Genomic DNA, 24,111 nt, shown 5'->3' on the forward strand with positions numbered 1-24,111 from the left:
TCCTTGAAAAATGCTTTTTTTGATTATAGAGTATTTGTTTTTTAAATTCAAACCACACTTCTATGAAACACTTCCCTTAATTCAAAACTGGTATGCAGCTGGCTTACGCCTTCAATTTTGCTCAGTCTATGGAGCAAAAATTCTTCATAATGTCGCATATCTCTCACCATTACCTTTAACAAATAATCTTCCGACCGCCCCGTAACAAGGCTACACGCCACCACTTCATCAAACGATTTGATTTGGTTTTCAAATTCGCCAAAGCGTTCGTCCGTGTGCTTGTCCATACTGACCGCCACAAAAACCGACAGCGTGTAGCCCAATTTTTCGGGGCTTGTGTGGGCGTGATAGCCTGTGATTAAGCCCAGTTCTTCAAGGCGTTTGATGCGTCTTGCGGTGGGCGTGGCGGAGAGATTGACAAGCTCGGCAAGCTCGCCAATGCTCAGGCGGGCGTTTTTGGTTAGGTGGTGGAGCAGTTTTTTGTCGGTTTGGTCTAAATTGGCGGTAGCATTTGGTGGTAGGGTTTGCATAATTGTGAATTTGTAGTGAATTTCACTAAATTTTATCATAACTTTGGGGAATTTGTACAAAAATTTGCCAAAATTTTGGTAAAATTGGTTAAAATTATTTAAAAAATTTGCTATTATATAAATCATAAAAAATTGCCTAAAAATTTTATGGTAATGTTAAAAAATGAACCGTAGGGGCGAATTGCAATTCGCCCAACTTAACAGCCAAATCAAAAGAGAGCCAAACGATGAAAATCACCCCCAAAAACCCTGCCTTTGATTTTACCAAATACCGTCCTTTTGAATTTGCTCCGCACATTCCAGACCGTACTTGGTGTGATAAACGCATCGAAAAAGCCCCCATCTGGGCGAGTGTGGATTTGCGAGACGGCAACCAAGCCCTCATCGACCCCATGACGATTGAGCAAAAGTTGAAATTTTTTAAACTTTTGGTGGCGGTGGGCTTTAAAGAGATTGAGATTGGATTTCCGTCTGCTGCCCAAGTGGAATTTGACTTTACTCGTCTGTTGATTGAGGGTGGTCATGTGCCTGATGATGTTACTTTGCAGGTGCTTGTGCAGGCTCGTGAGCATTTGATTGAACGCACTTTTGAGAGTTTGCAAGGGGCAAAAAAAGCCATTGTCCATGTGTACAACAGCACCTCCAAAGTGCAACGAGACAAGGTTTATCAGCTTGACAAAGAGGGCATTAAGGCGATTGCGGTCAATGGAGCGACTTTGCTACGAGACATCGCCAAACGCTATCCTGATACTGAGTGGACGTTCCAATATAGCCCTGAGAGTTTTAGCCAAACCGAGACCGATTTTGCCGTAGAAGTGTGCCAAGCAGTCTGCGATGTGTGGCGACCACAAGATGGGCAAAAGGTGATTTTAAACTTGCCTGCGACCGTTGAGGCGAGTACGCCAAATCTCTATGCCGACCAGATTGAGTATTTTTGCCGTCATTTGCCCAGTCGCAAAGATGTGATTATCGGCCTACACACCCACAATGACCGAGGTTGTGGCGTGGCAGCGAGTGAGCTTGGTGTCATGGCAGGGGCTGACCGTGTGGAGGGGACGCTCTTGGGTAATGGTGAGCGTACGGGCAACATGGACATTTTGACGATGGCGATGAACTTGTACACGCAAGGCGTTGACCCTGAGCTTGACTTGTCGCAAGTGAGCGAGATTGTGCAAGTGGCGACCGAATGCACCAACTTGCCTGTGCATCCCCGCCATGCCTATGTGGGCGAGCTTGTGTTTACTGCATTCTCTGGTTCGCACCAAGATGCGATTAAAAAATCACTCGATTATAACGAAAAACACCCCGAAACCGAAAAACATTGGGACGTGGCATATCTACCCATTGACCCTGTGCATATTGGGCGTAGCTATCAAGATGTGGTGCGTATCAATAGCCAATCAGGTAAGGGTGGGGCGGCTTATATCCTCCAACGCCACTATGGTTTTGATTTGCCTCGTTGGACGCAGATTGACTTTGCCAAAGTGGTGCAAAACGAAGCTGAGACGCTGGCTCGTGAGCTTAAAACCGAAGAGCTTCTTGACATCTTTACTCGTACTTTCTTGACTCAAGAAACCTTTAAGCTTAGTGATTATCACATCAAAAATACAGGGGGTAATGTTTCTTTTGAAGGGCAAGTTGCCACTACTGATGAAGTGCTACAAATCATCGGTCAGGGCAATGGGGCGTTGTCGGCATTTATTGATGGACTCGTAAAAGTAACGGGCAAAGACATTCATGTAACCAATTATTCTGAGCACGCCATCAATACCAAAGCCACGCCAAGCGTGCTAGATGATGAGCTTGGTGACAACCAAACCCATTCGGCGGCGGTGTCTTATGTTCAGCTCAATGTTGGTGGCAAGGTCTATTCGGGTATCGGTGTGTGCAACAGCACGGTATCTTCCATGTTAAAAGCGGTCTTGTCAGCCTTATCGCAGGCGTGGTAATCCCAAAAAAGAGCGGAGAGATTCGCTCTTTTTTATGGTTTAAAATTTATTTAACATAATCCTAAATAAATTGTGAAATTTGGAAAATTTCAAATGGGGTATGATGAGCATCAATATTAAAACTTGAATGTTTTTATTGATTGTAAAAAATAAGGCATTGTTAATTCAAAATACAAACCTCAAACACCCATTCCACTTAGCAAAGAGCAGATTAAGTGAGCATTCTATCATAGTCTGACATTTAGAATAACATTTGGTTTTTCTTTTAAACCTTGCTAAGTAATGTCTGATAATGACTACAACCCTTACACTCATAGCGTTGTCTGCCATTGTTAAAGCCTGCTTTGACAAAATGCTGAGATTGGCACTTAGGGCAATGGGTAAATGTTTGATTCATTGGTAGTTTGTTGGGTTATGGTAGAATGGGTATATTTTAGCTTATGTATTTTTTTGTTTAACAAGACCGAAAATAAAAATAGATTTGTGATGGGGTTGTTGGTTGTCAAAACGGATATTTAATGCGCCCAAATTTTATGCTAAAATATTTTTTTCGCCAAAATCATGATTTGTTTTACCATGCCAGCCATTCAAACCCACCTTGCGGATTTTTTTAATAAAATCTTTTATGACTTATACCAAAGCATTTATGTGTCTTTGGGTGGCTCGCTTGATGATGGCGTGATAAACTGGGCGGAGCGTGGCATTACGTTTTTGGCGATTGTGATTAAATGCGTGATTTTGCTGGTGGTGATTGGCTTTTTTTATTGGTTGGTGGTTTATATTTTAAAACACCTTAAACATAAAGTGCATTTGTCCCAACGCCAAGTATGGATTACACGGGCGGTGTTTCGCTATGCATGGTTGGTGTTAAGCACGCTTGCCGTGATGACTCAAATTGGTGCTGAAACCAAAACCATTACCGCTACTGCAAGGGCGACCACTTGGGCGGGATTTTATTATGTGCTTTGGGCAAATAGCGGACACATTTTGGCAAGTGTGTTAAAGCATTATGAGCTAAATGCATCCATTGAGCAGTTGTTAAAAAACATGGTTTCGGTGGTCATCATGGTGCTGGCGTTGGCGACCATTTTGGCACAGTTTGGCTTCGACATCGTCTCGCTGGTGGCGGGTCTTGGTATTGTGGGTTTGGCGGTGGGTTTTGCCGCCCAAAGCACGCTTGCCAACTTCATCGCTGGGATTACCATTTTGGTGGAGCAATCTTTTCAGGTGGGCGACTGGATTCGTATCAACAACCAAGAAGGGCGAATTGTCAAAATCAGCCTACGAGCCACCCAAATCCTTGACCGTGATAACATCATCATCATCATTCCCAACGCCACCATGTCATCATCGGACGTGGTGAATTTAACTTCCAAAAAAATGATACGTTTTGACGTGCCAACTCGCATTGAGCTTAGTGCCAGCATTGAAGACGCACGCCAAGCGATTTTGGAGGCTCTTGCCAAAGAAGAAGTTGTGTTGCGTCAGCCTTCCCCAATGGTAACAATGAGCGAGATTGGCGATTATGCCATTCATTTGATTGTGCGGTTTTGGGTGGCTCCCTTGTCAGTGGCACGCATTCCCATCATCAAAGAACAAATGCAAGAAAAAATCAAAAATAGCCTAGAAGGGGCAGGCATGACCATTCCCAAAGTGGCGTTGTCGGTGGAATTGCCAAAAAGTCAGGTGAAAATTGATACTGATGTAGTGGAATTGCCAAAAAGTGATTAGAGGATATTTGGCGATTGAGTTGCTACCATGCACCAAATGGGCTGACATGGCGTTTGTACAACATCACATTGAATTGGTGTTAAAATAGCCAACATTTAATAATTATGCTATAATTATCCGTTTATCAACACAGAAAAAACCGCCATGATTTCACCATTCGCCCAGTTTGACCCCAACGCCTTTGATGTTGTGATTACGTGTGCAGAAGGGCTAGAAAATGCCCTATTGACCGAGCTTGCTTTGTTTGGACTGACAGGGCAACTCATGCGGACGGGGCGAGTGCGAGTGCGTGTGTCTTTGACTCACTTTTATAAAATCTGCCTATACAGCCGAGTGGCGAGCCGTGTATTACTGCCGATTGGTGAGTATTATTTTTGCCAAAAAACCCAAACCGTCAACCAAGTGCGTGAAACAAGTGGACAAAAAACCACCCGTACCGTAGAAACCAAAGTCATTGATGAGGACGTGCCGTCTGCTTTGTATGAGTTTGCCAGTCGCTATGATTGGACAAGCATTTTTGGGGTGGATAATACCTTTGTTATCCGCCTATCCACCGACAAACGCCTAAACGTCAACCAACAATTTGCCACCTTGCGTATCAAAGATGCGGTGGTGGACTGCTTTAATCGCAAATTGGGTGAGCGTCCGAGCGTGGACAAATCCCCTGATTTTCACATCTATGCCCATGCCACCAGCGAGCTTTGTGAATTGTATTTGGATTTGTCTGGTACAAGTTTACACCGTCGTGGCTATCGTGTGGCGAACACGGACGCACCCCTAAAAGAAAACTTGGCGTCTGCCTTGCTTTATGAATGCGGTTGGTACAAGGGCGAGCACACCGCCTTGATTGACCCCATGTGTGGCTCTGGTACATTCATCACCGAAGCCCTGCTCATGCGGACAAACTACCCTGTCGGCATTGACAAAAAGGCAAGCGAGTTTGGCTTTTATCATTGGGAGCACCACGATAATGAGCTGTGGCAAAGTTTGGCAAATGAGGCGTTGAACCAATTTCACGACAATTTAGCACAACTTGAACAAGATTTCATCGCTGGCAAATTCACCGTCATCGCATCTGACGCCAACGCACAGGCGGTCAAAGCCTGCCACAAAAACCTACTGGCGTCTGCCCTTGCCCCCATTGCCGAGCGGATTGGGCTTGCTCAGCGACCGCTTGCCCAGCTCAAATCTGCCCTAGCCACGCTCGATACTGAGTATACACTTGTTATCACTAACCCCCCTTATGGCGAACGCTTGGGCGAGAGCGATTTGATCAAACCTTTGTATCACGGTTTGGGGCTGATTGTAGCGGACGGCTTGCGTGGGCGGTGCAAACGAGCGGATTTGGCGGTGCTGGCAAGTCATGTTGAGCATGCTGATACCTTGCCAATTGTCAGCCCAAATACGTTAAAATGTCATAACGGTGTACTGACGGTGTATTTTCGTCATGGGCAAATTGATGTTGAAAAAACCAATCACGCCAACACCGATTTGATTGCCAATTTTATTAAAAAAGACATTGACAATCCTGACAGCCAAGAATTTATCAACCGCTTACAAAAAAACATCGCCAATCTTAAAAAGTATGCCATTAAGTATAATATCAGCAACATGCGAATTTATGACGCGGATTTACCCAATTATAACGTGGCGATTGATGTATATGGCGATAAAATCCACGTCCAAGAATACGCCCCACCCAAACAAATCCCTGTTGAAGTTGCCAAAGCTCGTTTTAATTTGGTGTTATCGGCAATTCGTGATATTTTCCATGTACATCGTGAAAGTATTTTTATTAAAACTCGCATGCGTCAATCAGGCAATGACCAATACACCAAAACCGAAAGCAAAAACAAAAAAATGTACATTGCTCATGAGCATGATGCGTATTTGTATGTCAATTTTACCGATTATTTGGATACAGGGCTTTTTATCGACCACCGCAATATGCGTGAAATCATCAAACACGAAAGTCGGGGCAAACACGTCCTAAATCTGTTTGCTTATACGTGTACCGCCAGCGTGCATTCGGCAATGGGTGGGGCAAAGTCAGTAACCAGCGTGGATTTGTCCGCCAATTATTTAAATTGGGGCAAGCAAAATTTTGCCTTAAATGGACTGGATTTGACCGCCAGCACATTAGATGAAAAGCCCAAATATGAATTTATTGCGACCGATGTCTTTGAATGGCTCAAAAACAATACCGAGCAATTTGATTTGATATTCATTGACCCACCCACTTTCTCAAACTCCAAAAAATTCAAAGGTACTTTTGATGTGCAAAGAGACCATGTTGCACTCATCAGCCGTGCCATGAATAGATTGACATCAAATGGCGTATTGTATTTTAGTAATAACTTTACCAAATTTGAATTATCCAAGGAAGTTAAAAATCGTTATGAAGTGATTGAGCTGACCGATAAAACCGTCGGTGTGGATTTTAATCTTAAAAAACCCATTCATCAAAGTTTTAAAATCACGCACAAAAACCAAACCATGAGAACCTATGACGTACAAAGTGATTTTGATGCGGTGGTAGATGATTGGGTAAATGAGGATTGTCAAGATCATCAAACCGACAAAAACCCCCATTCAAAATTTGATAAAAAATCAGACTTTAAAAGAAAAGACCACACCAAAGGCAAATTTAGTAAATTGGATAAAAAATCTGACTTTAAAAAGCGTGATTTTAATAAGTTCAACGATAAAAAGTCTGATGATAAAAATACCAAAGGCGGTATTAAAAATGCCAAAGCTCATTTTAGAGCCAATTTTGATAAAAATGTCTCAGAATTGATAGAAATGCAAACTACTGCCCCTACCAAACCCAAAATGCGTTATGAAAAAGTGGACGGTAAATTGGTGGCAATGCCTGTGATTGACAATCAATCCCAAAACCCAATTACTGAGAATGCTCCCAAAAAATACAAAGTCAAATCCAAAAACTAATTTGAGAAACAAACATGACACAATCAAATTTAGACCAAAATTTAAATAATGATGATTTAGAAATCATTCAAGCCCTCTCCCAATCGTCCGAAACATTTGATGAGCATGATGATGGCGATGATAATGAAGTACATGATTTTGATGATGGCATTAAATCAGCTCGCTTTAAAAAATTGCAAAAAAAGTTGAGAAAAGAAGTGTCTTGGGCGATTCGTGATTTTAATATGATTGAAAATGGCGATGTGGTGATGGTTTGTATTTCTGGCGGAAAAGACAGTTTTACTCTGCTGGATATTTTGCTATTTTTAAAACGCATTGCCCCGATTAATTTTGAAGTGGTTGCGGTAAATCTTGACCAAAAACAGCCCAATTTTCCAGAGCATATTTTGCCAGAATATCTCTCCAAACAAGGCATTCCTTATTATATCTTAGAAAAAGACACTTATAGCATTGTCAAATCCGTTGTGCCAGAAGGCAAAACTTATTGCTCAGCGTGTTCAAGACTTCGCCGTGGCTCATTATATGGTTTTGCCAAACAAATTGGGGCAACCAAAGTGGCATTAGGACACCATAGAGATGATATTTTGGCGACTTTCTTTTTGAATTTATTTCACGGCGGAAGTTTAAAGGCAATGCCCCCAAAACTGTTATCGGACGATAAACAAAATATCCTAATTCGCCCGCTTGCCTATGTTGCCGAAAAGGATATTATTAAATACGCTAATTATAAAAAATTTCCAATCATTCCGTGTAATTTGTGTGGCTCGCAGGAGAATTTACAACGAGCGATGATAAATGACATGCTCCGTGAATGGGATAAGGCACACCCAAAACGTTTGGCAAGTATGTTTAAAGCACTCCAAAATGTCGCCCCCAGTCAGTTGGTGGATAGAGAATTGTTTGATTTTGAAAGTTTAAAACTGGCAAGAGACGATAATGAGCGTCTTTTTGAAGGCGATAACATTCAAGTGGGTGTGGTGGAAAAACTTGCCGATATGGGTTTACCTGTTAATCCACAAGTACAATCGTTTAATCCGAAATTTAATCAGGATAAGTCTGAAAAGGGAAATAAAATTCCTGTAATAAATCCTGTGATTTGATAAATACAAATTTAATGTTTGGTTTGTAAGGGCGAATTTCAATTCGCCCCTAAGGATAATTACTTTGTATCATTTTTAAGGGTTGGTTGGTATATATTACACGCCTTTGCATTGGGTTAAATAACTGTTAAACCAATGCGATAAGTTTGGTTTGTTTATCAAGTGATAACATATTCATCCAAACACAATCAAACAATAAATTCACTGCTGTGAGAGAGTTAATGTTGAAAAAATTTTTATTGTTGGCAGCATTGTTTGTTTTAGCCATTTCTCAAGGAACATTAATTTATTTGATTGGTGGGCATAATCCCAACTATGATTTTATAGGTATGTTTGATGATGTTGAATTTTTTGGTATCCCTACCCATATTACTTGGGTAATAAAATTATGTCAAACTGGGGTGATATTGATATTGCCAGCATTACAATTTTTAATAGGATTTTTCTTAATTTTTTTAGAAAAACATTCATGGGCGATTTTAAATATTAAGATTGCTGCTGTTATTGTGCTGTTTTTGACCTATACTATTCATTCTCCCACCATATTATTTAATGCGGTATTTATTAGTGGTCATTGAGCTTTTTATAAAATATTTTAGTTATGTAAAAATGATTTTACCAATGCAATGAGTTCATCTTGTTCATCAAGCAATAGTCTGTCAATTAAAACATAATTTAAATACACCATTTTACCCTGTCTTAAATAGCCAAAGCGATTGTCATTGTCATCAATCTTTAATTTTTTGATAAAAATTTCGTCATCTTGGACAATGCCAATCATTGTGTGGTTTAAAAATACACCATAACCGCCAAACATTCGTTTATAAGAAATATCGCCCAGCGGAGCAAGCTGTTCGCATAGATAATTAATCATCAAAGTATTAGCCAAATAGGAAGTTTTAATCATGATATGGGCTAATTGTTAAAAATCAATGGCTATCGGTGTGATTAAATATTTTTATTCAATTAATATTTTGTGCTATAATAGCAAATCAACCAAATATCTTTTAATTCTTATTGATAAATGTGTCCAAAATAGGTAATTTTATGACCTCACCAACCCTAAACGTCATGATTAGTAGCGATGAAATCGCCCAAATGGTAAAGCGACTTGGTAAAGAAATCAACGATCATTATGCAAACAGTGAAAAAGACCTTGTTTTGATTGGACTGTTGCGTGGTTCGGTGATTTTTATGGCGGATTTGTGTCGAGCCATTGACAAACCGCACGAAATTGACTTTATGACCGCATCAAGCTATGCCACAGGGACGACTTCAAGCGGTGATGTCAAAATTTTAAAGGATTTGGATGGCGACATTCGTGGCAAAGATGTGCTGATTGTTGAGGATATTATTGATTCTGGTCGTACTCTTTCTAAGGTGGTGGAAATTTTAAAAACTCGTGAACCAAACTCCATTGAACTTTGTACGCTTGTGAGTAAACCCTCTCGCCGTGTGGTGGAAATGGACGTGAAGTTTTTGGGTTGTGAGGTAGAGGATAGGTTTATTGTGGGGTATGGGTTGGACTACGAACAAAAATACCGTCATTTGCCATTTATTGGGGAAATTGGGCTTTGATGTTTAAGTGATGTTGGTGTGAATCTTAATTTGTGTAAGCCAAGTCTTGTCATGGTAGGGCATGAGACTTGGTTACAAAATAAGAAAGAGTGTCTCGTGCCAAAAATCCATCTGTGTTCCCATGGGTGAAGCAATTAATAAAAAAATCTTTGTTAATCATCGCAGGATTGGTATGCAAACTCAAAGCTTGGTAAGTGGCGGTTAATATATTGCTGGGTTTGGGTTTGTGATATGGGTGGATTGCTTGATATTTCTTATTAAGGAGTCTTTCAATGGGTTGGACAGCATGAATATCACATTACATCCAATGGATAATCAATTTTGTGACACTTGATAGCATTGATGGGTTGCACAGAAAAAGCCACAGCGTAATTTTGGATTATTGTTGGCTGATACATCAAGCAAATCTTAGGTTTTGTATGTATTTTCTTTTATGGTGCCATAAAAGAATTTTGGTTTCTTGTAGATTGATCATTGGATCTAGATGCATGTAAAAAATAAGCCATCAATCATTTGATGGCTTATTTGATGATCTTACAACTTAGCAAGCACCGCATCGCCCATCTCGGTACAACTCACAAGCTGTGTGCCATCTTCATAAATATCCGCTGTACGCAGTCCGTCCGCCAGCACCGCTTGCACGGCATTTTCCACTTGTTTGGCACGAGCTTCGTCATTTAGGCTATAACGCAGGAGCATTGCCAACGACAAAATGGTCGCCAAAGGGTTTGCTTTATTCTGTCCTGCAATGTCAGGGGCAGAGCCGTGCGATGGCTCATACAAGCCCTTACCATTTTCATCAAGGCTTGCAGACGGGAGCATTCCGATAGAGCCTGTCAACATAGACGCTTGGTCAGAGAGAATATCGCCAAAGATATTGCCTGTCGCCACCACATCAAATTGCTTTGGGGCTTTAACCAGTTGCATCGCACAATTATCCACATACATATGGCTAAGCTCGACATCTGGATAATCTTTTGCCACTTCATTAAAAATTTCTTTCCAAAGTTCGGTGGTTTCTAAGACATTGGCTTTATCCACCGAACATAATTTTTTATTTCGTTTTTGGGCAGATTCAAATGATACTTTGGCAATACGGCGAATTTCACTCTCACTATATCGCATCGTATTAAAGCCCTCACGCTCGCCTTTGTCATTGGTAATAATACCACGAGGTTCGCCAAAATAAATATCGCCTGTGAGTTCTCGCACAATCAAAATATCAAGCCCTGATACCACCTCTGGTTTTAAAGTAGAGGCATTGGCAAGTTCCTTATAAAGAATGGCAGGGCGTAAATTGGCAAATAAATTTAAATCTTTGCGAATTGCCAAAAGCCCTCGTTCTGGGCGTAATGGACGCTCTAAATTGTCGTATTGCGGAGAACCTACCGCCCCCAATAATACCGCATCGGCTTTTCGCACAATCTCTTGGGTCTGGGTAGGATATGGCGAGCCGTATTCATCATAAGCCTCTCCGCCCAATTTGGCGTATTCATAACTTACCTGTAAGCCATTTTGGATAAGTTTATCCAATACTTTAACCGCTTGGGCGACAATTTCAGGTCCGATACCGTCGCCATTTAGGATTGCAATGTGTTTCATAAGGGTTTCCTTTTAAAAATCTAAAAAAAAATTATTCAAAACGCCCCGTTAGCCAATAATGACCAAAAATAATATTTCCTACTTTTGGCACATCATCAAACATATCTAGCGGAAATACAGCCTCATATTCACCGCCATAAGTGCTAACACGACACCAATAAAATTCATTATTGCTTAATGTATTCAAACGTTTTTCGGCTTCAAGTACAGTTAATCCTGCCAAGACAATAGAAGTTGGTTCACTTTGTTCATCATCGGTAAACATACCACTTGGTCCAAAAAATTCTGAACTAAAACTAAGCTCTCCCTCTCCACCATCTTGTTTTTGCCATTTATCAAAATCATTTCTGTCATCAAAAATATCAACATTTTCAGCAAATAAAGTTAGATACGAAATACGAATCTTATTATCATCTTGATAATCCAAATAATTCGGTACATCAACAATTACTGGATAATAACCATCTAGCCAACCATCTTTTTGGTCATAATTCGTAGCATTTAACCAACCGTGAATTGTACCATCGCCATATTCTCCGTTTTCAATGGGAGTAACAGCATTGATACCCACTTTTTGTGTGGTTTTTGATGTAAAACAAGGGGTAGCACAAACAATTTCTTTTTTATCATTATTGGTACAAAGCCAAATTTCTGCACCGCTTGGGTCAGTATAACGCAAATAAGTTAAATTTTCGTGCGTAGAATATTCAGTCGCAACTTGCAATACTTGCTCTATCAATGAATTATAATCATCAACAGTTTCAACATTAAAACCAATTGCAGAAAAATGGCTCATCTGTTCCTCTCTTATTTAATCAAGCCGTTAATTCTCTAAATACCCAAGGTCTCTTTGCACGGGCTTTTTGTTCAAAGGCTTTAATATCATCGCTATTTTGCAACGTCAAACCAATATCATCCAAACCATTTAATAAACAATGCTTACGAAATGCGTCCACTTCAAAAGGATATTCTTTGCCACTTGGCGAAATCACCTTTTGATTTTGTAAATCTACGGTTAATTGATAGCCGACATTATCAAAACATTCTTTAAATAATTCATCAACTTCACTTTCAGAAAGGATGACAGGAAGCATTCCGTTTTTAAAGCAGTTATTAAAGAAAATGTCCGCAAAACTTGGAGCAATCACGGTGCGAAAGCCATATTCATTTAATGCCCAAGGGGCGTGTTCACGGCTAGAACCACAACCAAAATTGGTACGAGCAAGTAGAATAGTCGCCCCTTGATAGCGTTCTTGATTTAACACAAAATCAGGGTTTTTTGGGCGTTTGGCAATGTCTTGCCCTAGAAAGCCCTCGTCCAAATAACGCAATTCATCAAATAAATTATCGCCAAAACCTGTGCGTTTAATGGATTTTAAAAACTGCTTAGGGATAATCAAGTCCGTATCCACATTGGCACGGTCTAGGGGGGCAACGATGCCGATTTCGGTGGTGTATTGCTTCATAATTTTTGCCTTTTAATTAAAATCTTACCAGTGATAATAAGCCGTCAAACTGGCACTTGCCAATACCTTACCATTTAAATTAAATCCTAGCACGGCAGGGCTAATGCTATTTGGTAAATCCAGCACTTCATTTAACGCATATAGGGTAAAAATATAACGATGCGGTTTATCGCCTTGTGGAGGAAATGCCCCAATAAAGCCTGTTAAACCTGCGTCATTTTGCAATTCCAAAATGCCATTACCAAAATTATTTGAACCATTTTTAGGTAATTTACTCCAATCAGCAGGAATATTAAACGCATTCCAATGCCAAAAACCACAGCCCGTTGGTGCGTCTGGGTCGTACATTGTCAGTACAAAACTTTTGGTATCAGCAGGTGCGTTTGCCCATTGTAATTCTGGGCTGATGTTATTGCCTGTAAATCCCCAAATATTTGCCACATAATCATTGGATAAGGTGCTATTAGGGGCAATATCGGCACATTTTAACACCATTTCGCCTTGTGGCTGGGCGGGCTGGCGAACTTCTAAATAAGGGTTTTGAGCTAGGTCATTCATAAAATTTTCCTTTTACATTAAACAATATTTTTGACAAATTCTCGTTTATATAAACGATGACTTTCGATATTGGCTTTGGCATCTTTAATATCCCAAATCTGTAATTCCCAAGGGTAATAAAAATTACTGGAATTTTTAAAATAAATATGAATACCAATATAGCCGTCCACATCTCGCAAATACCAATTTTTAAGTTGATATTCGGCTTTAAATTTATCCAAATTCTCTAAAATTTGACTGATATATTCGGACGGCAAAATCATTCTTACTCCAAAAATATCATTTAAAATATTATTAACTGGATATTGATTTTCTCTTGCCAAATAGCGATTGATTTTATCATGAATACTTTCAGCAGTTTTGACACGATAATAAAAATGAATGTCTTTAATATCGGCAAAAAACAAATAATCATTAATCGCTTCGTGTAAATTCAAACGATAAGATAAAATATGCTCAGTTGACACATGAGCAAGCGTGCGTGATAAATTTACCTTTGCGACTTTGCCTGTTTCAAAATAATCATTGGAATATTGAGCGTGAATTTGATTAATTTCACGGATTAGGCGTTCGGTTTGTGCCAAATAATCATTCATTACTATACACCAAATTCATCATCAATACACTTTAACACATAATTTCGACACTCATCAAGCGTTTGAAAATATTTAACATCATCGCCATACAATCCCAAGCCATCAAAACGAAAACTGTCATCAATAAAAAATGTTTCGCTGGCAATATGTTCTGCTAGGCTCGTAAAAGTTGGGGCGATATTATAGCTGTCCAATCGCCAAAGGGTAGCAAAATAGCCTTTTTGATTTTTAAAAATTTCTATTTTAAATACCCATAATTCATCGGAGACTTCTATGGGGTCGGTAATTATAGTTTTGATAAGTTTGGAATAATTCATTTACCAAACACACTTCTTATAAAAATCGCTAATTTTATTATCTTTGCTGATTAAAATATTATCATCAAGCATTGTATTAGCAACAATTAAACGGTCAAATGGGTCTCGTGTGAATTTCAATTGGTTGGCAACATTAACCACATCTAACCAAGATTTTTGACAAATATTTAAGTCCAAAACTTGGTTAATGTGATTAAATATTTGCTTGGTATTTGCATTTATTCTACCAATTTCATATAAAAATTCTAATTCCAAAATAACCATTGGCGAAATTAAGAAACAATTATCCATATTTTCCAAAATATCAACCACTTTTTTGGATAATTGGTTTGTTTTGGATTGATAAAGCCATACCAAAATATGCGTATCCAAATAAATGTTATTTTGGTAAGTCATTATACCATTCCTTTTCCCAATCAACATTTATCACATCATCATAGTTACCATTAATTGTATTGGGGTGAGCAACCAATTTAGATAAATCTCGTTTTTTAATTTTTGGGGTAGTGGTATCATTTTTAATCATAATATCTTGCCCAAAACCTGCAATCATTTTCATAAATACAGGCACAAGTTCATCTTTGATTTGTACATTAAAATTTTGCATACCATTTCCCCATTTAACAACACAACAATCATAACTAAATTTTGGTTAACATAAAAAAATCTCTATCCAACCACTATTCTGCAATCACTGGAATATTAAACTTATCAAAAGCATCAATCAACTTTTTAATTTTATTTTCATCATTATGAATCAGCAAAAAATAAGCATTTTCTTGTAAACCCAATTCCACCAAACGCAAATTATGCGGTGCTAATTTCTTATCGAAATAGCCAATAATATATTGGCGATGCAAATCACAATAGTCATAAAAATCCATTTCATCACACTCATCTTCATCACCAACAGCTTCTTCATAATCATCAAACATATCGCTGGTATCAATTACCAATTGACGATTTTTGATAATAAAGAACTTCTCAAAATCTATACAGGGTTCTTTCCATTCCATATATTCCATAAATTGACCGTCAGCAAAACTCGCATAACCATTATCCAAATCCCAACCCAAAAGCGGAAATAACACATCATAAAGTAATGATTCATCATTGCCATCATATTGGATTTTATCCAACAAAATATCTGGTACTTCTGCACATTCTGCTAAGGTTGTTTTTAAAAAATCCAAATTTGTCATCTTATTCTCCACAATAATATTTGGATTGAGGATATTCAATAAATACCCCCAATTTTTACTGCTACGCCACCGCTCGCACATCCACAAAATGCCCATAAATTGCCGCCGCCGCCGCCATTGCAGGACTCACAAGGTGCGTACGACCGCCATTGCCTTGACGACCTTCAAAGTTACGGTTAGACGTACTGGCACAATGTTCACCTGATTGCAATTTATCCGCATTCATCGCAAGACACATAGAACAGCCCGGCTCACGCCATTCAAATCCCGCATCAATAAAGATTTTATCCAAACCTTCACTTTCTGCTTGTTTTTTAACCTGACCTGAACCTGCTACAACCATTGCTTGCTTGATGGTTGGGGCGACTTTTTTACCTTCTACGATTTTGGCGACTTCTCGCAAATCTTCAATACGAGAATTGGTACACGAGCCAATGAACACACGGTCAAGGGTAATGTCTGACAATGATTGACCTGCTGTTAAGCCCATATATTGATAAGCTCGTGTCCAGTCATTTTTTTGCACATCGTCTTTTGCCATATCTAAGGTTGGTACATTGGCGGAGACTGGAATGACCATTTCAGGCGAAGTTCCCCACGAAATTTGTGGTTCAATCTCATCGCCATTTAACACCACCACCGCATCAAAATGAGCATCATCGTCCGATTTTAGGGTATTCCAATAGGCAACGGCTTTGTCCCAATTCTCGCCAGTTGGGGCATAGGGGCGACCTTTGACATAATCTATCGTCTTATCGTCCACCGCCACAAGTCCAACCCTTGCACCGCCCTCAATCGCCATATTACACACCGTCATACGCCCTTCAATCGACATATCACGGAACACCTGTCCACCAAATTCAATGGCATAGCCCGTTCCGCCTGCTGTGCCAATTTTGCCAATGATTGCCAAAATGACATCTTTTGGGGTAACTCCTTTGCCCAGTTTGCCGTCCACTCGTACCAGCATATTTTTCATTTTCTTTTGTACAAGGCACTGAGTAGCTAAAACATGCTCAACCTCACTAGTACCAATACCATGTGCCAAACAGCCCAAAGCACCGTGCGTTGCGGTATGACTGTCGCCACACACCACCGTCATTCCCGGCAAGGTCAAGCCCTGCTCTGGTCCTACCACGTGGACGATGCCTTGACGGTCATCGTTAATGCCAAATTGCACCACATTAAAGGTTTTGCAGTTGTCATCAAGGGTTTTGACTTGAATGCGAGAAGTATCGTCTTCAATGCCCGAAATGCCCTGCGAGCGTTCTTTGGTGGAAGTCGGGACATTGTGGTCGGGTGTGGCAATGTTTGCCGACAGTCGCCAAGGGGTACGCCCTGCGAGCTGTAAGCCTTCAAATGCTTGTGGACTGGTGACTTCATGTAATAATTGACGGTCAATATAAATCAAAGACGAGCCATCATCTCGTTGTTTGACCAAATGGTCGTCCCAAAGTTTGTCATATAAGGTCTTGCCTGCCATTTCTCATCTCCGAATGGTTGGTAATTTTGTTTATTTTAAGCGATTATAGCACAACAAAGCAATAAATCTAATTTATTATTTTTATAAATTTAATAACCATCTAGAATAAATATCAATACTTTGCCTTAGCATGGGCAGAAATGATGGGGTGGGGTAGTATCATCGCACTGTCAGTCAATGATTTGTTGGTTGAAATGTGCTAAAATTGCAAAAAATTAATCTGACACATCATTAAATGCATTCATCTGTACCACCGCATTTGCACCCTTTTTTGGATTCGCATGGTTCTTTGACAGCTCTACTGGAAAAAAGGGCAGGGCGACCGTTGCGTGTGCAGATTATCAGCGAGGGTTATCAGCCTCTTGACTGCCACACCAAAAAGATATTGGGTCTGCCTGTGCATCGCCCAGCGTTGGCATGGGTGCGTGAGGTGTTGTTACTGGGTAGTCAGGATAGGGCATGGGTCAAAGCAAGAAGTATTTTTCCTTTACCTACTCTATTTGGTCAAGCCAAGCGTTTGCGACATCTTAGGGGTACGCCCATCGGTTATGTTATTTTTAAAAAAAATCGTCGATTACCGCATGTACGCACTTTTTTTTATGATGAACATTGGGGGAGACGCACGGTGTATCAGTGGCGTGAGCATTTGATTTTAATTGAGGAGCGATTTTTATCTGATTTTTGCGATTTTATCACGCCGCCCTAAAATCCTCAGCAAATTTTGTGAAATTATGGTAAACTAAATGAATTTATCCCCTTTTTTCTTTCTAGGAAAATCTTATGTTCAAAGACATCTCAATCTACGCCTACGACCCAGAACTTGCCCAAGCGATTGATGCTGAGGGTAAACGCCAAGAGGAACATATTGAGCTTATCGCCTCCGAAAACTACTGCTCGCCCGCGGTCATGCAAGCTCAAGGTTCAAATCTAACCAATAAATACGCCGAAGGCTATCCTGCCAAACGCTATTATGGCGGCTGTGAACATGTAGACGTGGTTGAACAAATCGCCATTGACCGTGCCAAAGCCCTGTTTGGTGCAGACTACGCCAACGTTCAGCCTCATTCAGGTTCAAATGCTAACGGTGCAGTTTATCTTGCCTTGCTAGAGGCAGGTGATACTGTGCTTGGTATGAGTCTTGCTCACGGTGGACATTTGACACACGGTTCAAACGTATCTTTTTCTGGTAAAACCTACAACGCCGTGCATTATGGTGTTGATGACAATGGCTTGATTGATTATGATGAAGTGGCTCGCTTGGCTCGTGAGCATAAGCCAAAGATGATTATCGCAGGGTTTTCAGCTTACTCGCAAGTCATGGATTGGCAAAAATTCCGCGAGATTGCCGATGAAGTGGGTGCATACTTAATGGTAGATATGGCACACGTGGCAGGGCTTGTGGCAGCAGGTCTTTATCCAAACCCTGTGCCGTTTGCCGATGTTGTTACCACCACTACTCATAAAACCTTACGAGGACCTCGCTCTGGTCTCATTTTGGCAAGAGCCAACCCAGAGATTGAGAAGAAACTCAACTCAGCTGTATTTCCTGGCTCGCAAGGTGGTCCACTCATGCACGCCATCGCCGGCAAGGCGGTTTGCTTCAAAGAAGCGATGAGCGATGATTTTAAAGCCTACCAACAACAGGTTGTCAAAAACGCCAAAGTCATGGCAGAAGTTATCATGTCTCGTGGTTATGATGTGGTGTCAGGCGGCACAGAAAACCACCTCATGCTAGTTAGTCTCATTAAGCAAGACATCACAGGCAAAGATGCTGACAAATGGCTTGGCGATGCTCATATTACCGTAAATAAAAACTCCGTGCCAAACGACCCTAAATCGCCTTTTGTAACCTCTGGTATTCGTGTGGGTACACCTGCGATTACCACTCGTGGTTTCAAAGAAGATGATGTGCGTGAGTTGGCAGGGTGGGTCTGCGATGTGCTAGACTCGCGTGGCGATGAAAAAGTGATTGGCGAAGTGCGTGAAAAAGTCGCCGAAATTTGTACTCGCTTACCTGTATATCAAAAATCCAAAACTAAAGAGATGTTTGCCAAAATCAGCGACATGATTGATGAGCAAGCTGATAATGAGTTTGTCCACACCGCCAAAGATAAATTCAATGAATTTTATGAAAAGGCGATGGCAAAAATCAATAAATAATTGATTTGCAAAATCCGTCATCATATGGCGGATTTTTCTTGTGCCAATAAAAGCCCTGTCATTGACAAGGCTTTTATTATTACCACTTAGATTACACGATGAGCTCGCCCACGTCTGCCACACTCAAAAACAGCTCTCGCACTTGTTTTAAGAGGGCAAGGCGGTTATTTTTAAGTGCCACATCATCGCTATTTACCATCACATTATCAAAAAATTCGGTGAGTGGCGTGTCCAAACTTACCAAAGTTTTTAGAATGCCTTGATAATCGGCTTTTTCAAGCAAGGGTTTGCAGGCATTTTGAGCATTGACAAGGGCGGTAAATAGGGATTTTTCAGCCGTTTCGGTGAGCAATTTCTCATCAATAGTGGCGTTAATCTCGCCTTCGGCTTTGGTAAGAATGTTACTCACCCGTTTGTTGTTTTGAGCCAGTGTTTTGGCAGACGGCTCAGCACGGAACGCCTGTACCGCCCAAATACGGTCATCAAAATCAAGGGGCATATGCGGATTGATGGCTTGTACCGCCAAAATCGTATCCACCGCCACACCTTTGTCTTCGTACATTGGGCGATAGCGAGCGTGGATAAATTCCATCACATCGGTAAAGGTTTTGGCAAGGTTGGGCAATTTGTTGCCATAATTTAAAATCGCTTGCTCAATGAGCGAAACCAAATTAAGTTGTAATTTTTTCTCAATCAAAATCCGCAAAACACCAATGCTGGCACGGCGAAGGCTAAACGGGTCTTTTGAACCTGTCGGAATCTCGCCAATGCCAAAAATCCCAACCAGCGTATCCAAACGGTCAGCCAGAGCAAGGCACACGCCAATGTCGGTTTTTGGCAAGTCATCGCCTGCAAATCTGGGCAGGTACTGCTCGGCAATGGCATTCGCAACATCGGCAGGCTCGCCATTTAGATGGGCGTAATAAGTCCCCGCCACGCCTTGCAGTTCTGGAAACTCGCCAACCAGCGTACTTGCCAAGTCGCATTTTGCCAAAATCCCTGCACGCGTGGCGTTATCCACATTCGCCCCAATTTGCGTGGCGATAAAGGCAGAAAGCTTGGCAATGCGTTCGGATTTTTCCCAAATCGTGCCAAGTTTTTCTTGGAACACACGGTTTTTTAGGCTTTCGGACAGGGCGAACAGGGGCTGTTTTTGGTCTTGTAAAAAGAAAAACTCTGCGTCCGCCAGACGGGGTCGCACCACTTTTTCATTGCCCAAAATGACCGCTTGCTTATCGGTGCTGTCAATGTTGCTGATGAAGATAAAATAAGGCTGTAATTTGCCGTCTTTGGTTAAGCAAAAATACTTTTGGTCAGCTTGCATTGTGCTAATCAAGGCTTCTTGTGGCACCGCCAAGAACCGCTCTGGGAAAGTTGCTCTTAGGGCAACAGGATAATCCACAAGGGCAGTTACTTCGTCCAAAAGCTCGCTAGGGACAATGGCGGTCGCTCCAACTTCATCGGAAAGGCGAGCGACTTGTTCGCTAATGAGTGTTTGGCGTTTGGCAAAATCGGCAATGACATAGGCATTTTCAAGCACGCTTTCGTAATCGTTGGCATTAGAAATCGTTACAAAATCAGGGGCGTGGAAACGGTGTCCACAGGTCTGGTTGCTCGCTTGGTGTCCTTGAATGGTCGCAGAAATGACCGCACCATCACGCATTAACACCACCCATTTGACAGGGCGGACAAATTCGTGTTTGTCGGCACCTGACCGCATTCTTTTGGCGATTGGTAGCTCGTCTAGGGCTTTTTGCATAAGGCGGGGCAATAGCTCGTCCACGCTTTCGCCTTTGACGGTCAGCTCATAGCCAATGTATTCGCCTTTTTTGTCAGAAAGTGTGATTAAATCGGCTTTGGTTAGGTTTAAGCCTCCCGCATTTAAGCCTTGTAAAAAGCCTTGACCTGCTTTGGTAAGTTCGCCTGCATCATCAAAGGCGGATTTGACCGCAGGGCCTTTTTTGGTTTCTACTTTGTCAGGCGTAACGCTGGCAACATTAAAAATCTGCACCGCCAAACGGCGTGGGCTGGCATAGCTTTTAATGCTGTCAAAGGCAATTTGACCGTCCACAAGCGATTTTTCAAGGCTTGTTTTTAGGGCGGTTTCTAGGGTTTTTAGGGATTTGGGTGGCAGTTCTTCACAGCCAAGTTCAAATAAGATGGTACTCATTGTTTAACCTTTTTCGATTATATATGACAAATTAAGTTTCTTGCGATTTGCTTGCCAAGCGTTTTTGTAAAATTTTTAACATTTCATCAACGCTAGGCTATTCTTGTTTGGGTGGCATGGGTCTTGGCTTGGTATTTTACAAATCATATAAAAACTACTCAATCACTCAAATATTCCACGCCACTTCTGTTTGTGGCGTACAATAAAACCCTTCAAAATCAGCAAATTGGCGAATTTTCTCAATCATTTGTTTTGATGAACAAATAAACACACTCGACACACCGTAAACCGTACCAATGAGCAACTGATAATCTGGCGTAAATATCGTTCCTACCCCAACATCTTGCTCACCCACAATCAAATCATCAATAAAATGCAATTTTCGTTCTGTGACAAATTCATCACCCACCCACACCCAGTCATAGCCTAATTTTTTAATAACATTAAAAATATCATTCTCAAAATAAGGGGCAATTTCATTGGTTTCGGGTGCAAAAATATTGCATTCATTCTCCATAACAAGGAGCTGATATTTAATATCCATCCTTTGCAAATGTTCATAAAGGCGATTTTCACGGCTTTGAATGCCTGTTTCAAGGTCTTGATACTCGCCAATGTTTAGTTTTTGCATAACTTCTTGCCAAGAAATAGCTTTGGCATAACGAATAAACTCTTGCTTAGAAACATCAATGTTTCGATTTAAAACCCACTGATGCTCTTTTCGATTTTGCAAAAGGGTTGCATAACCACAAACACCGCTTCAAATGCCCCTGCAAAATATGCCAAAATTTTTCCATCATAAGGAAAACTGGCAAATTTATCAGGTGGCGGTGCTTTTCGGGTCATTCATCATTCTCTTTCGGCAACCACTTCTCCAACGCTTCTTTTTTATGGGCTTCATCTGCCAAAGGAAAACCCAATTTGGCACGAGCAATGGTATAGCTCTCCGCCACTTTACGAGCCAAAGTCCGCACTCGCAAAATAAATCTTTGGCGTTCGGTAACACTAATCGCCCCACGAGCGTCCAGTAGGTTAAAGCTATGGCTTGCCTTTAACACCATTTCATAGGCGGGCAAGGGCAGATTTGCCAATACAAGGCGGTCGGCTTCTTTTTCATAAAAGTCAAAAAATTCAAACAACTTGTCCACATCGGCATATTCAAAATTATAGGTGGACTGCTCCACTTCGTTTTGGTGGAACACATCGCCATAAGTCACCCGCCCAAACTCGCCATCCGCCCACACAAGGTCATAAACGCTGTCCACGCCTTGAATGTACATCGCCAGACGCTCCAAACCATAAGTAATCTCGCCTGTAACAGGGAAACACTCAATACCCCCCACCTGCTGAAAATAGGTAAACTGCGTCACTTCCATACCATTTAGCCACACTTCCCAGCCCAAGCCCCACGCCCCCAAGGTTGGCGACTCCCAGTTGTCTTCCACAAATCGCACATCGTGGGTGAGCGTGTCAATGCCCAGTGCTTGTAAGGATCCCAAATACAACTCTTGAATGTTGGCAGGGTTTGGCTTTAATACCACTTGGAATTGATAATAATGCTGTAAACGGTTGGGGTTTTCGCCATAGCGTCCATCGGTTGGACGGCGAGACGGCTGGACATAGGCAGCGTTCCATTTTTCGGGGGTTAAGGCACGCAAAAAAGTCGCCGTATGAAAAGTCCCTGCCCCCATTTCCATGTCATAAGGTTGCAAAACCACACAGCCACGCTCTGCCCAGTAGTTTTGTAGGGTTAAAATGATTTCTTGAAAGGTTAAGGTCTTTTTCATGGTTGTTCACTTTTGGTTTGATAAATAACCTATTTTAACACAATTAAATGGGATAAAAAATGGTTAATGATGGCATGTTGTTGGTATTTTGATAAAAAAGGGTGTGGTATGCTACAAGGTGGTGTCAAGCTTGGCATTGGGATTAAAAACAAAACCGCCAATGATTGACGGTTTTGTTGGTAAACTAGGGTTTAGGTTTAGGGCTTGTCCACACGTTCAATACTGACGTTGCCCAAGCCTTTTTGGGTAAGACCAATGGCTTTGGCGGCACCATAGGATAAGTCTAAGACACGACTACTATCAAATGGTCGGTCATTTACCTTAACCACGACAGATTTGCCATTGTCTTTATTGGTAACTTTAATGTAGCAGTTTAGTGGCAACGAAGCGTGAGCAGCGGTCATGGCATTCATGTCAAAAACCTCACCACTGGCGGTTGGCTTCCCATGAAACTGACGACCATACCATGATGCCACGCCTGACTGCTTAAACTTACCAACAGTATTGGAGGCGACGGCTGATAACTGTCCTAGCATGTCTGTGCTTTTTTGGGTTTCGACCGAAGGCGAACCAACCAACGAGCTAGATAGAGCCAACGAAGAGCCACTACGAGACGACTTGACTAAGCTGGACGCATTATTGTGCTGGCGACTAAGTTCGCCGAGTACTTTGTCGATGTTGATTGAGGATTCTGCCGCATGAGCGTTGGTTCCAGCAATGCTTGCCAACAGAATCATACCAGTTTTTAGATGTTTCATGTGATAACCCAAAATATTATATGGATAAATGCAAGGCACAAATCCAAATGCTGCAAATTTTATGCCAAAATCATATCCAAGATTTGTACCATAAAACTACTACGTTCCTATCTTAGCATGTTTTTGCATGATAATGTGTATGATTTTATGATGTAAGGGGTTAAAAATATGATAA

At 41.1% G+C, this 24,111-nt stretch carries 24 protein-coding genes and 2 pseudogenes; 8 read left to right on the forward strand and 18 right to left on the reverse strand.

Annotated elements, in window-relative coordinates:
* Nucleotides 1-47 precede the first annotated feature (47 nt).
* Entirely contained in the window at nucleotides 48-530 is a 483-nt protein-coding gene (locus tag Q4B79_RS00335; RefSeq protein WP_303084431.1) for an Lrp/AsnC family transcriptional regulator, read from the reverse strand.
* 227 nt (nucleotides 531-757) lie between these two features.
* Here Q4B79_RS00335 and leuA point away from each other — a divergent pair, with 227 nt between their 5' ends.
* Nucleotides 758-2,479 (forward strand): 2-isopropylmalate synthase, encoded by a 1,722-nt coding sequence (gene leuA, locus Q4B79_RS00340; protein ID WP_303084432.1) that lies wholly within the window; start codon nucleotides 758-760, stop codon nucleotides 2,477-2,479.
* A 165-nt stretch (nucleotides 2,480-2,644) separates the two neighbouring features.
* Here the strand turns inward: leuA and Q4B79_RS00345 are convergent.
* Nucleotides 2,645-2,773 (reverse strand): annotated as a pseudogene (locus Q4B79_RS00345) (IS1 family transposase); the annotation flags it as partial.
* Nucleotides 2,774-3,040: 267 nt separating this feature from the next.
* Here Q4B79_RS00345 and Q4B79_RS00350 point away from each other — a divergent pair.
* From Q4B79_RS00350 to Q4B79_RS00365, 4 genes and pseudogenes are all read left to right on the forward strand, one after another.
* Nucleotides 3,041-4,210 (forward strand): mechanosensitive ion channel family protein, encoded by a 1,170-nt coding sequence (locus Q4B79_RS00350; protein WP_303084433.1) that lies wholly within the window; start codon nucleotides 3,041-3,043, stop codon nucleotides 4,208-4,210.
* 144 nt (nucleotides 4,211-4,354) lie between these two features.
* Nucleotides 4,355-6,817, forward strand: a pseudogene (gene rlmKL, locus Q4B79_RS00355) (bifunctional 23S rRNA (guanine(2069)-N(7))-methyltransferase RlmK/23S rRNA (guanine(2445)-N(2))-methyltransferase RlmL); the annotation flags it as partial.
* Between the two features lie 356 nt (nucleotides 6,818-7,173).
* Complete coding sequence (gene ttcA / locus Q4B79_RS00360; RefSeq protein ID WP_303084435.1) at nucleotides 7,174-8,259, forward strand: tRNA 2-thiocytidine(32) synthetase TtcA; 1,086 nt, start codon at nucleotides 7,174-7,176, stop codon at nucleotides 8,257-8,259.
* Between the two features lie 224 nt (nucleotides 8,260-8,483).
* On the forward strand, nucleotides 8,484-8,837 hold the full coding sequence (locus tag Q4B79_RS00365; protein WP_303084436.1) for a hypothetical protein: 354 nt from the start codon (nucleotides 8,484-8,486) through the stop codon (nucleotides 8,835-8,837).
* 17 nt (nucleotides 8,838-8,854) lie between these two features.
* On the opposite strand, the gene Q4B79_RS00370 is transcribed toward Q4B79_RS00365, so the two are convergent.
* Nucleotides 8,855-9,166: a TfoX/Sxy family protein gene (locus Q4B79_RS00370; RefSeq protein ID WP_303084437.1), complete on the reverse strand. Its 312-nt coding sequence runs from the start codon at nucleotides 9,164-9,166 to the stop codon at nucleotides 8,855-8,857.
* A 140-nt stretch (nucleotides 9,167-9,306) separates the two neighbouring features.
* On the opposite strand from Q4B79_RS00370, the gene hpt reads away from it, so the two are divergent.
* Nucleotides 9,307-9,837: a hypoxanthine phosphoribosyltransferase gene (gene hpt / locus Q4B79_RS00375; RefSeq protein WP_368500041.1), complete on the forward strand. Its 531-nt coding sequence runs from the start codon at nucleotides 9,307-9,309 to the stop codon at nucleotides 9,835-9,837.
* Between the two features lie 534 nt (nucleotides 9,838-10,371).
* On the opposite strand, the gene leuB is transcribed toward hpt, so the two are convergent.
* The 10 genes from leuB to leuC form a co-directional block, all read right to left on the reverse strand.
* Complete coding sequence (gene leuB / locus Q4B79_RS00380; protein ID WP_303084438.1) at nucleotides 10,372-11,439, reverse strand: 3-isopropylmalate dehydrogenase; 1,068 nt, start codon at nucleotides 11,437-11,439, stop codon at nucleotides 10,372-10,374.
* A gap of 31 nt (nucleotides 11,440-11,470) precedes the next feature.
* Nucleotides 11,471-12,235 carry a hypothetical protein gene (locus tag Q4B79_RS00385; protein WP_303084439.1) on the reverse strand — a complete coding sequence of 255 codons (765 nt, stop codon included), beginning with the start codon at nucleotides 12,233-12,235 and terminating at the stop codon, nucleotides 11,471-11,473.
* Nucleotides 12,236-12,254: 19 nt separating this feature from the next.
* A complete protein-coding gene (gene leuD / locus Q4B79_RS00390; protein WP_303084440.1) occupies nucleotides 12,255-12,905 on the reverse strand; it encodes a 3-isopropylmalate dehydratase small subunit in 651 nt (216 codons plus the stop codon).
* Nucleotides 12,906-12,929: 24 nt separating this feature from the next.
* A complete protein-coding gene (locus tag Q4B79_RS00395; RefSeq protein WP_303084441.1) occupies nucleotides 12,930-13,463 on the reverse strand; it encodes a YbhB/YbcL family Raf kinase inhibitor-like protein in 534 nt (177 codons plus the stop codon).
* Between the two features lie 17 nt (nucleotides 13,464-13,480).
* Nucleotides 13,481-14,059 (reverse strand): GTP pyrophosphokinase, encoded by a 579-nt coding sequence (locus Q4B79_RS00400; RefSeq protein ID WP_303084442.1) that lies wholly within the window; start codon nucleotides 14,057-14,059, stop codon nucleotides 13,481-13,483.
* Nucleotides 14,060-14,061: 2 nt separating this feature from the next.
* Nucleotides 14,062-14,376, reverse strand: a complete 315-nt coding sequence (locus Q4B79_RS00405) for a hypothetical protein (RefSeq protein ID WP_303084443.1) — start codon at nucleotides 14,374-14,376, stop codon at nucleotides 14,062-14,064.
* The gene (locus Q4B79_RS00410; RefSeq protein ID WP_303084444.1) at nucleotides 14,377-14,772 is read right to left on the reverse strand and encodes a type II toxin-antitoxin system VapC family toxin; all 396 of its coding nucleotides are present in this window, start codon (nucleotides 14,770-14,772) and stop codon (nucleotides 14,377-14,379) included.
* Nucleotides 14,756-14,983 (reverse strand): hypothetical protein, encoded by a 228-nt coding sequence (locus Q4B79_RS00415; protein WP_303084445.1) that lies wholly within the window; start codon nucleotides 14,981-14,983, stop codon nucleotides 14,756-14,758. Before Q4B79_RS00415 ends, Q4B79_RS00410 begins: the two co-directional genes overlap by 17 nt.
* Nucleotides 14,984-15,056: 73 nt before the next feature.
* Nucleotides 15,057-15,578 carry a hypothetical protein gene (locus Q4B79_RS00420; RefSeq protein ID WP_303084446.1) on the reverse strand — a complete coding sequence of 174 codons (522 nt, stop codon included), beginning with the start codon at nucleotides 15,576-15,578 and terminating at the stop codon, nucleotides 15,057-15,059.
* A 61-nt stretch (nucleotides 15,579-15,639) separates the two neighbouring features.
* Nucleotides 15,640-17,061, reverse strand: coding sequence for a 3-isopropylmalate dehydratase large subunit (gene leuC / locus Q4B79_RS00425; protein ID WP_303084447.1), 1,422 nt, complete (start codon nucleotides 17,059-17,061; stop codon nucleotides 15,640-15,642).
* A gap of 235 nt (nucleotides 17,062-17,296) precedes the next feature.
* On the opposite strand from leuC, the gene Q4B79_RS00430 reads away from it, so the two are divergent.
* A complete protein-coding gene (locus tag Q4B79_RS00430) occupies nucleotides 17,297-17,767 on the forward strand; it encodes a chorismate lyase (RefSeq protein ID WP_303084448.1) in 471 nt (156 codons plus the stop codon).
* Between the two features lie 74 nt (nucleotides 17,768-17,841).
* A complete protein-coding gene (gene glyA / locus Q4B79_RS00435; protein WP_303084449.1) occupies nucleotides 17,842-19,221 on the forward strand; it encodes a serine hydroxymethyltransferase in 1,380 nt (459 codons plus the stop codon).
* A 91-nt stretch (nucleotides 19,222-19,312) separates the two neighbouring features.
* Here the strand turns inward: glyA and glyS are convergent, their stop codons facing one another.
* The 5 genes from glyS to Q4B79_RS00460 form a co-directional block, all read right to left on the reverse strand.
* Nucleotides 19,313-21,391, reverse strand: a complete 2,079-nt coding sequence (gene glyS / locus Q4B79_RS00440; RefSeq protein ID WP_303084450.1) for a glycine--tRNA ligase subunit beta — start codon at nucleotides 21,389-21,391, stop codon at nucleotides 19,313-19,315.
* A 166-nt stretch (nucleotides 21,392-21,557) separates the two neighbouring features.
* Nucleotides 21,558-22,124: a DUF2711 family protein gene (locus Q4B79_RS00445; protein WP_303084451.1), complete on the reverse strand. Its 567-nt coding sequence runs from the start codon at nucleotides 22,122-22,124 to the stop codon at nucleotides 21,558-21,560.
* On the reverse strand, nucleotides 22,091-22,237 hold the full coding sequence (locus Q4B79_RS00450) for a hypothetical protein (protein WP_303084452.1): 147 nt from the start codon (nucleotides 22,235-22,237) through the stop codon (nucleotides 22,091-22,093). The genes Q4B79_RS00445 and Q4B79_RS00450 overlap by 34 nt, the downstream gene beginning before the upstream one ends.
* Nucleotides 22,234-23,178: a glycine--tRNA ligase subunit alpha gene (gene glyQ / locus Q4B79_RS00455; RefSeq protein WP_303084453.1), complete on the reverse strand. Its 945-nt coding sequence runs from the start codon at nucleotides 23,176-23,178 to the stop codon at nucleotides 22,234-22,236. Before glyQ ends, Q4B79_RS00450 begins: the two co-directional genes overlap by 4 nt.
* Before the next feature lie 197 nt (nucleotides 23,179-23,375).
* Nucleotides 23,376-23,936, reverse strand: coding sequence for a septal ring lytic transglycosylase RlpA family protein (locus Q4B79_RS00460; RefSeq protein WP_303084454.1), 561 nt, complete (start codon nucleotides 23,934-23,936; stop codon nucleotides 23,376-23,378).
* Nucleotides 23,937-24,111 lie beyond the last annotated feature (175 nt).

Origin of the sequence: Moraxella sp., assembly GCF_030525845.1 — a bacterium.
Taxonomy (GTDB): domain Bacteria; phylum Pseudomonadota; class Gammaproteobacteria; order Pseudomonadales; family Moraxellaceae; genus Moraxella.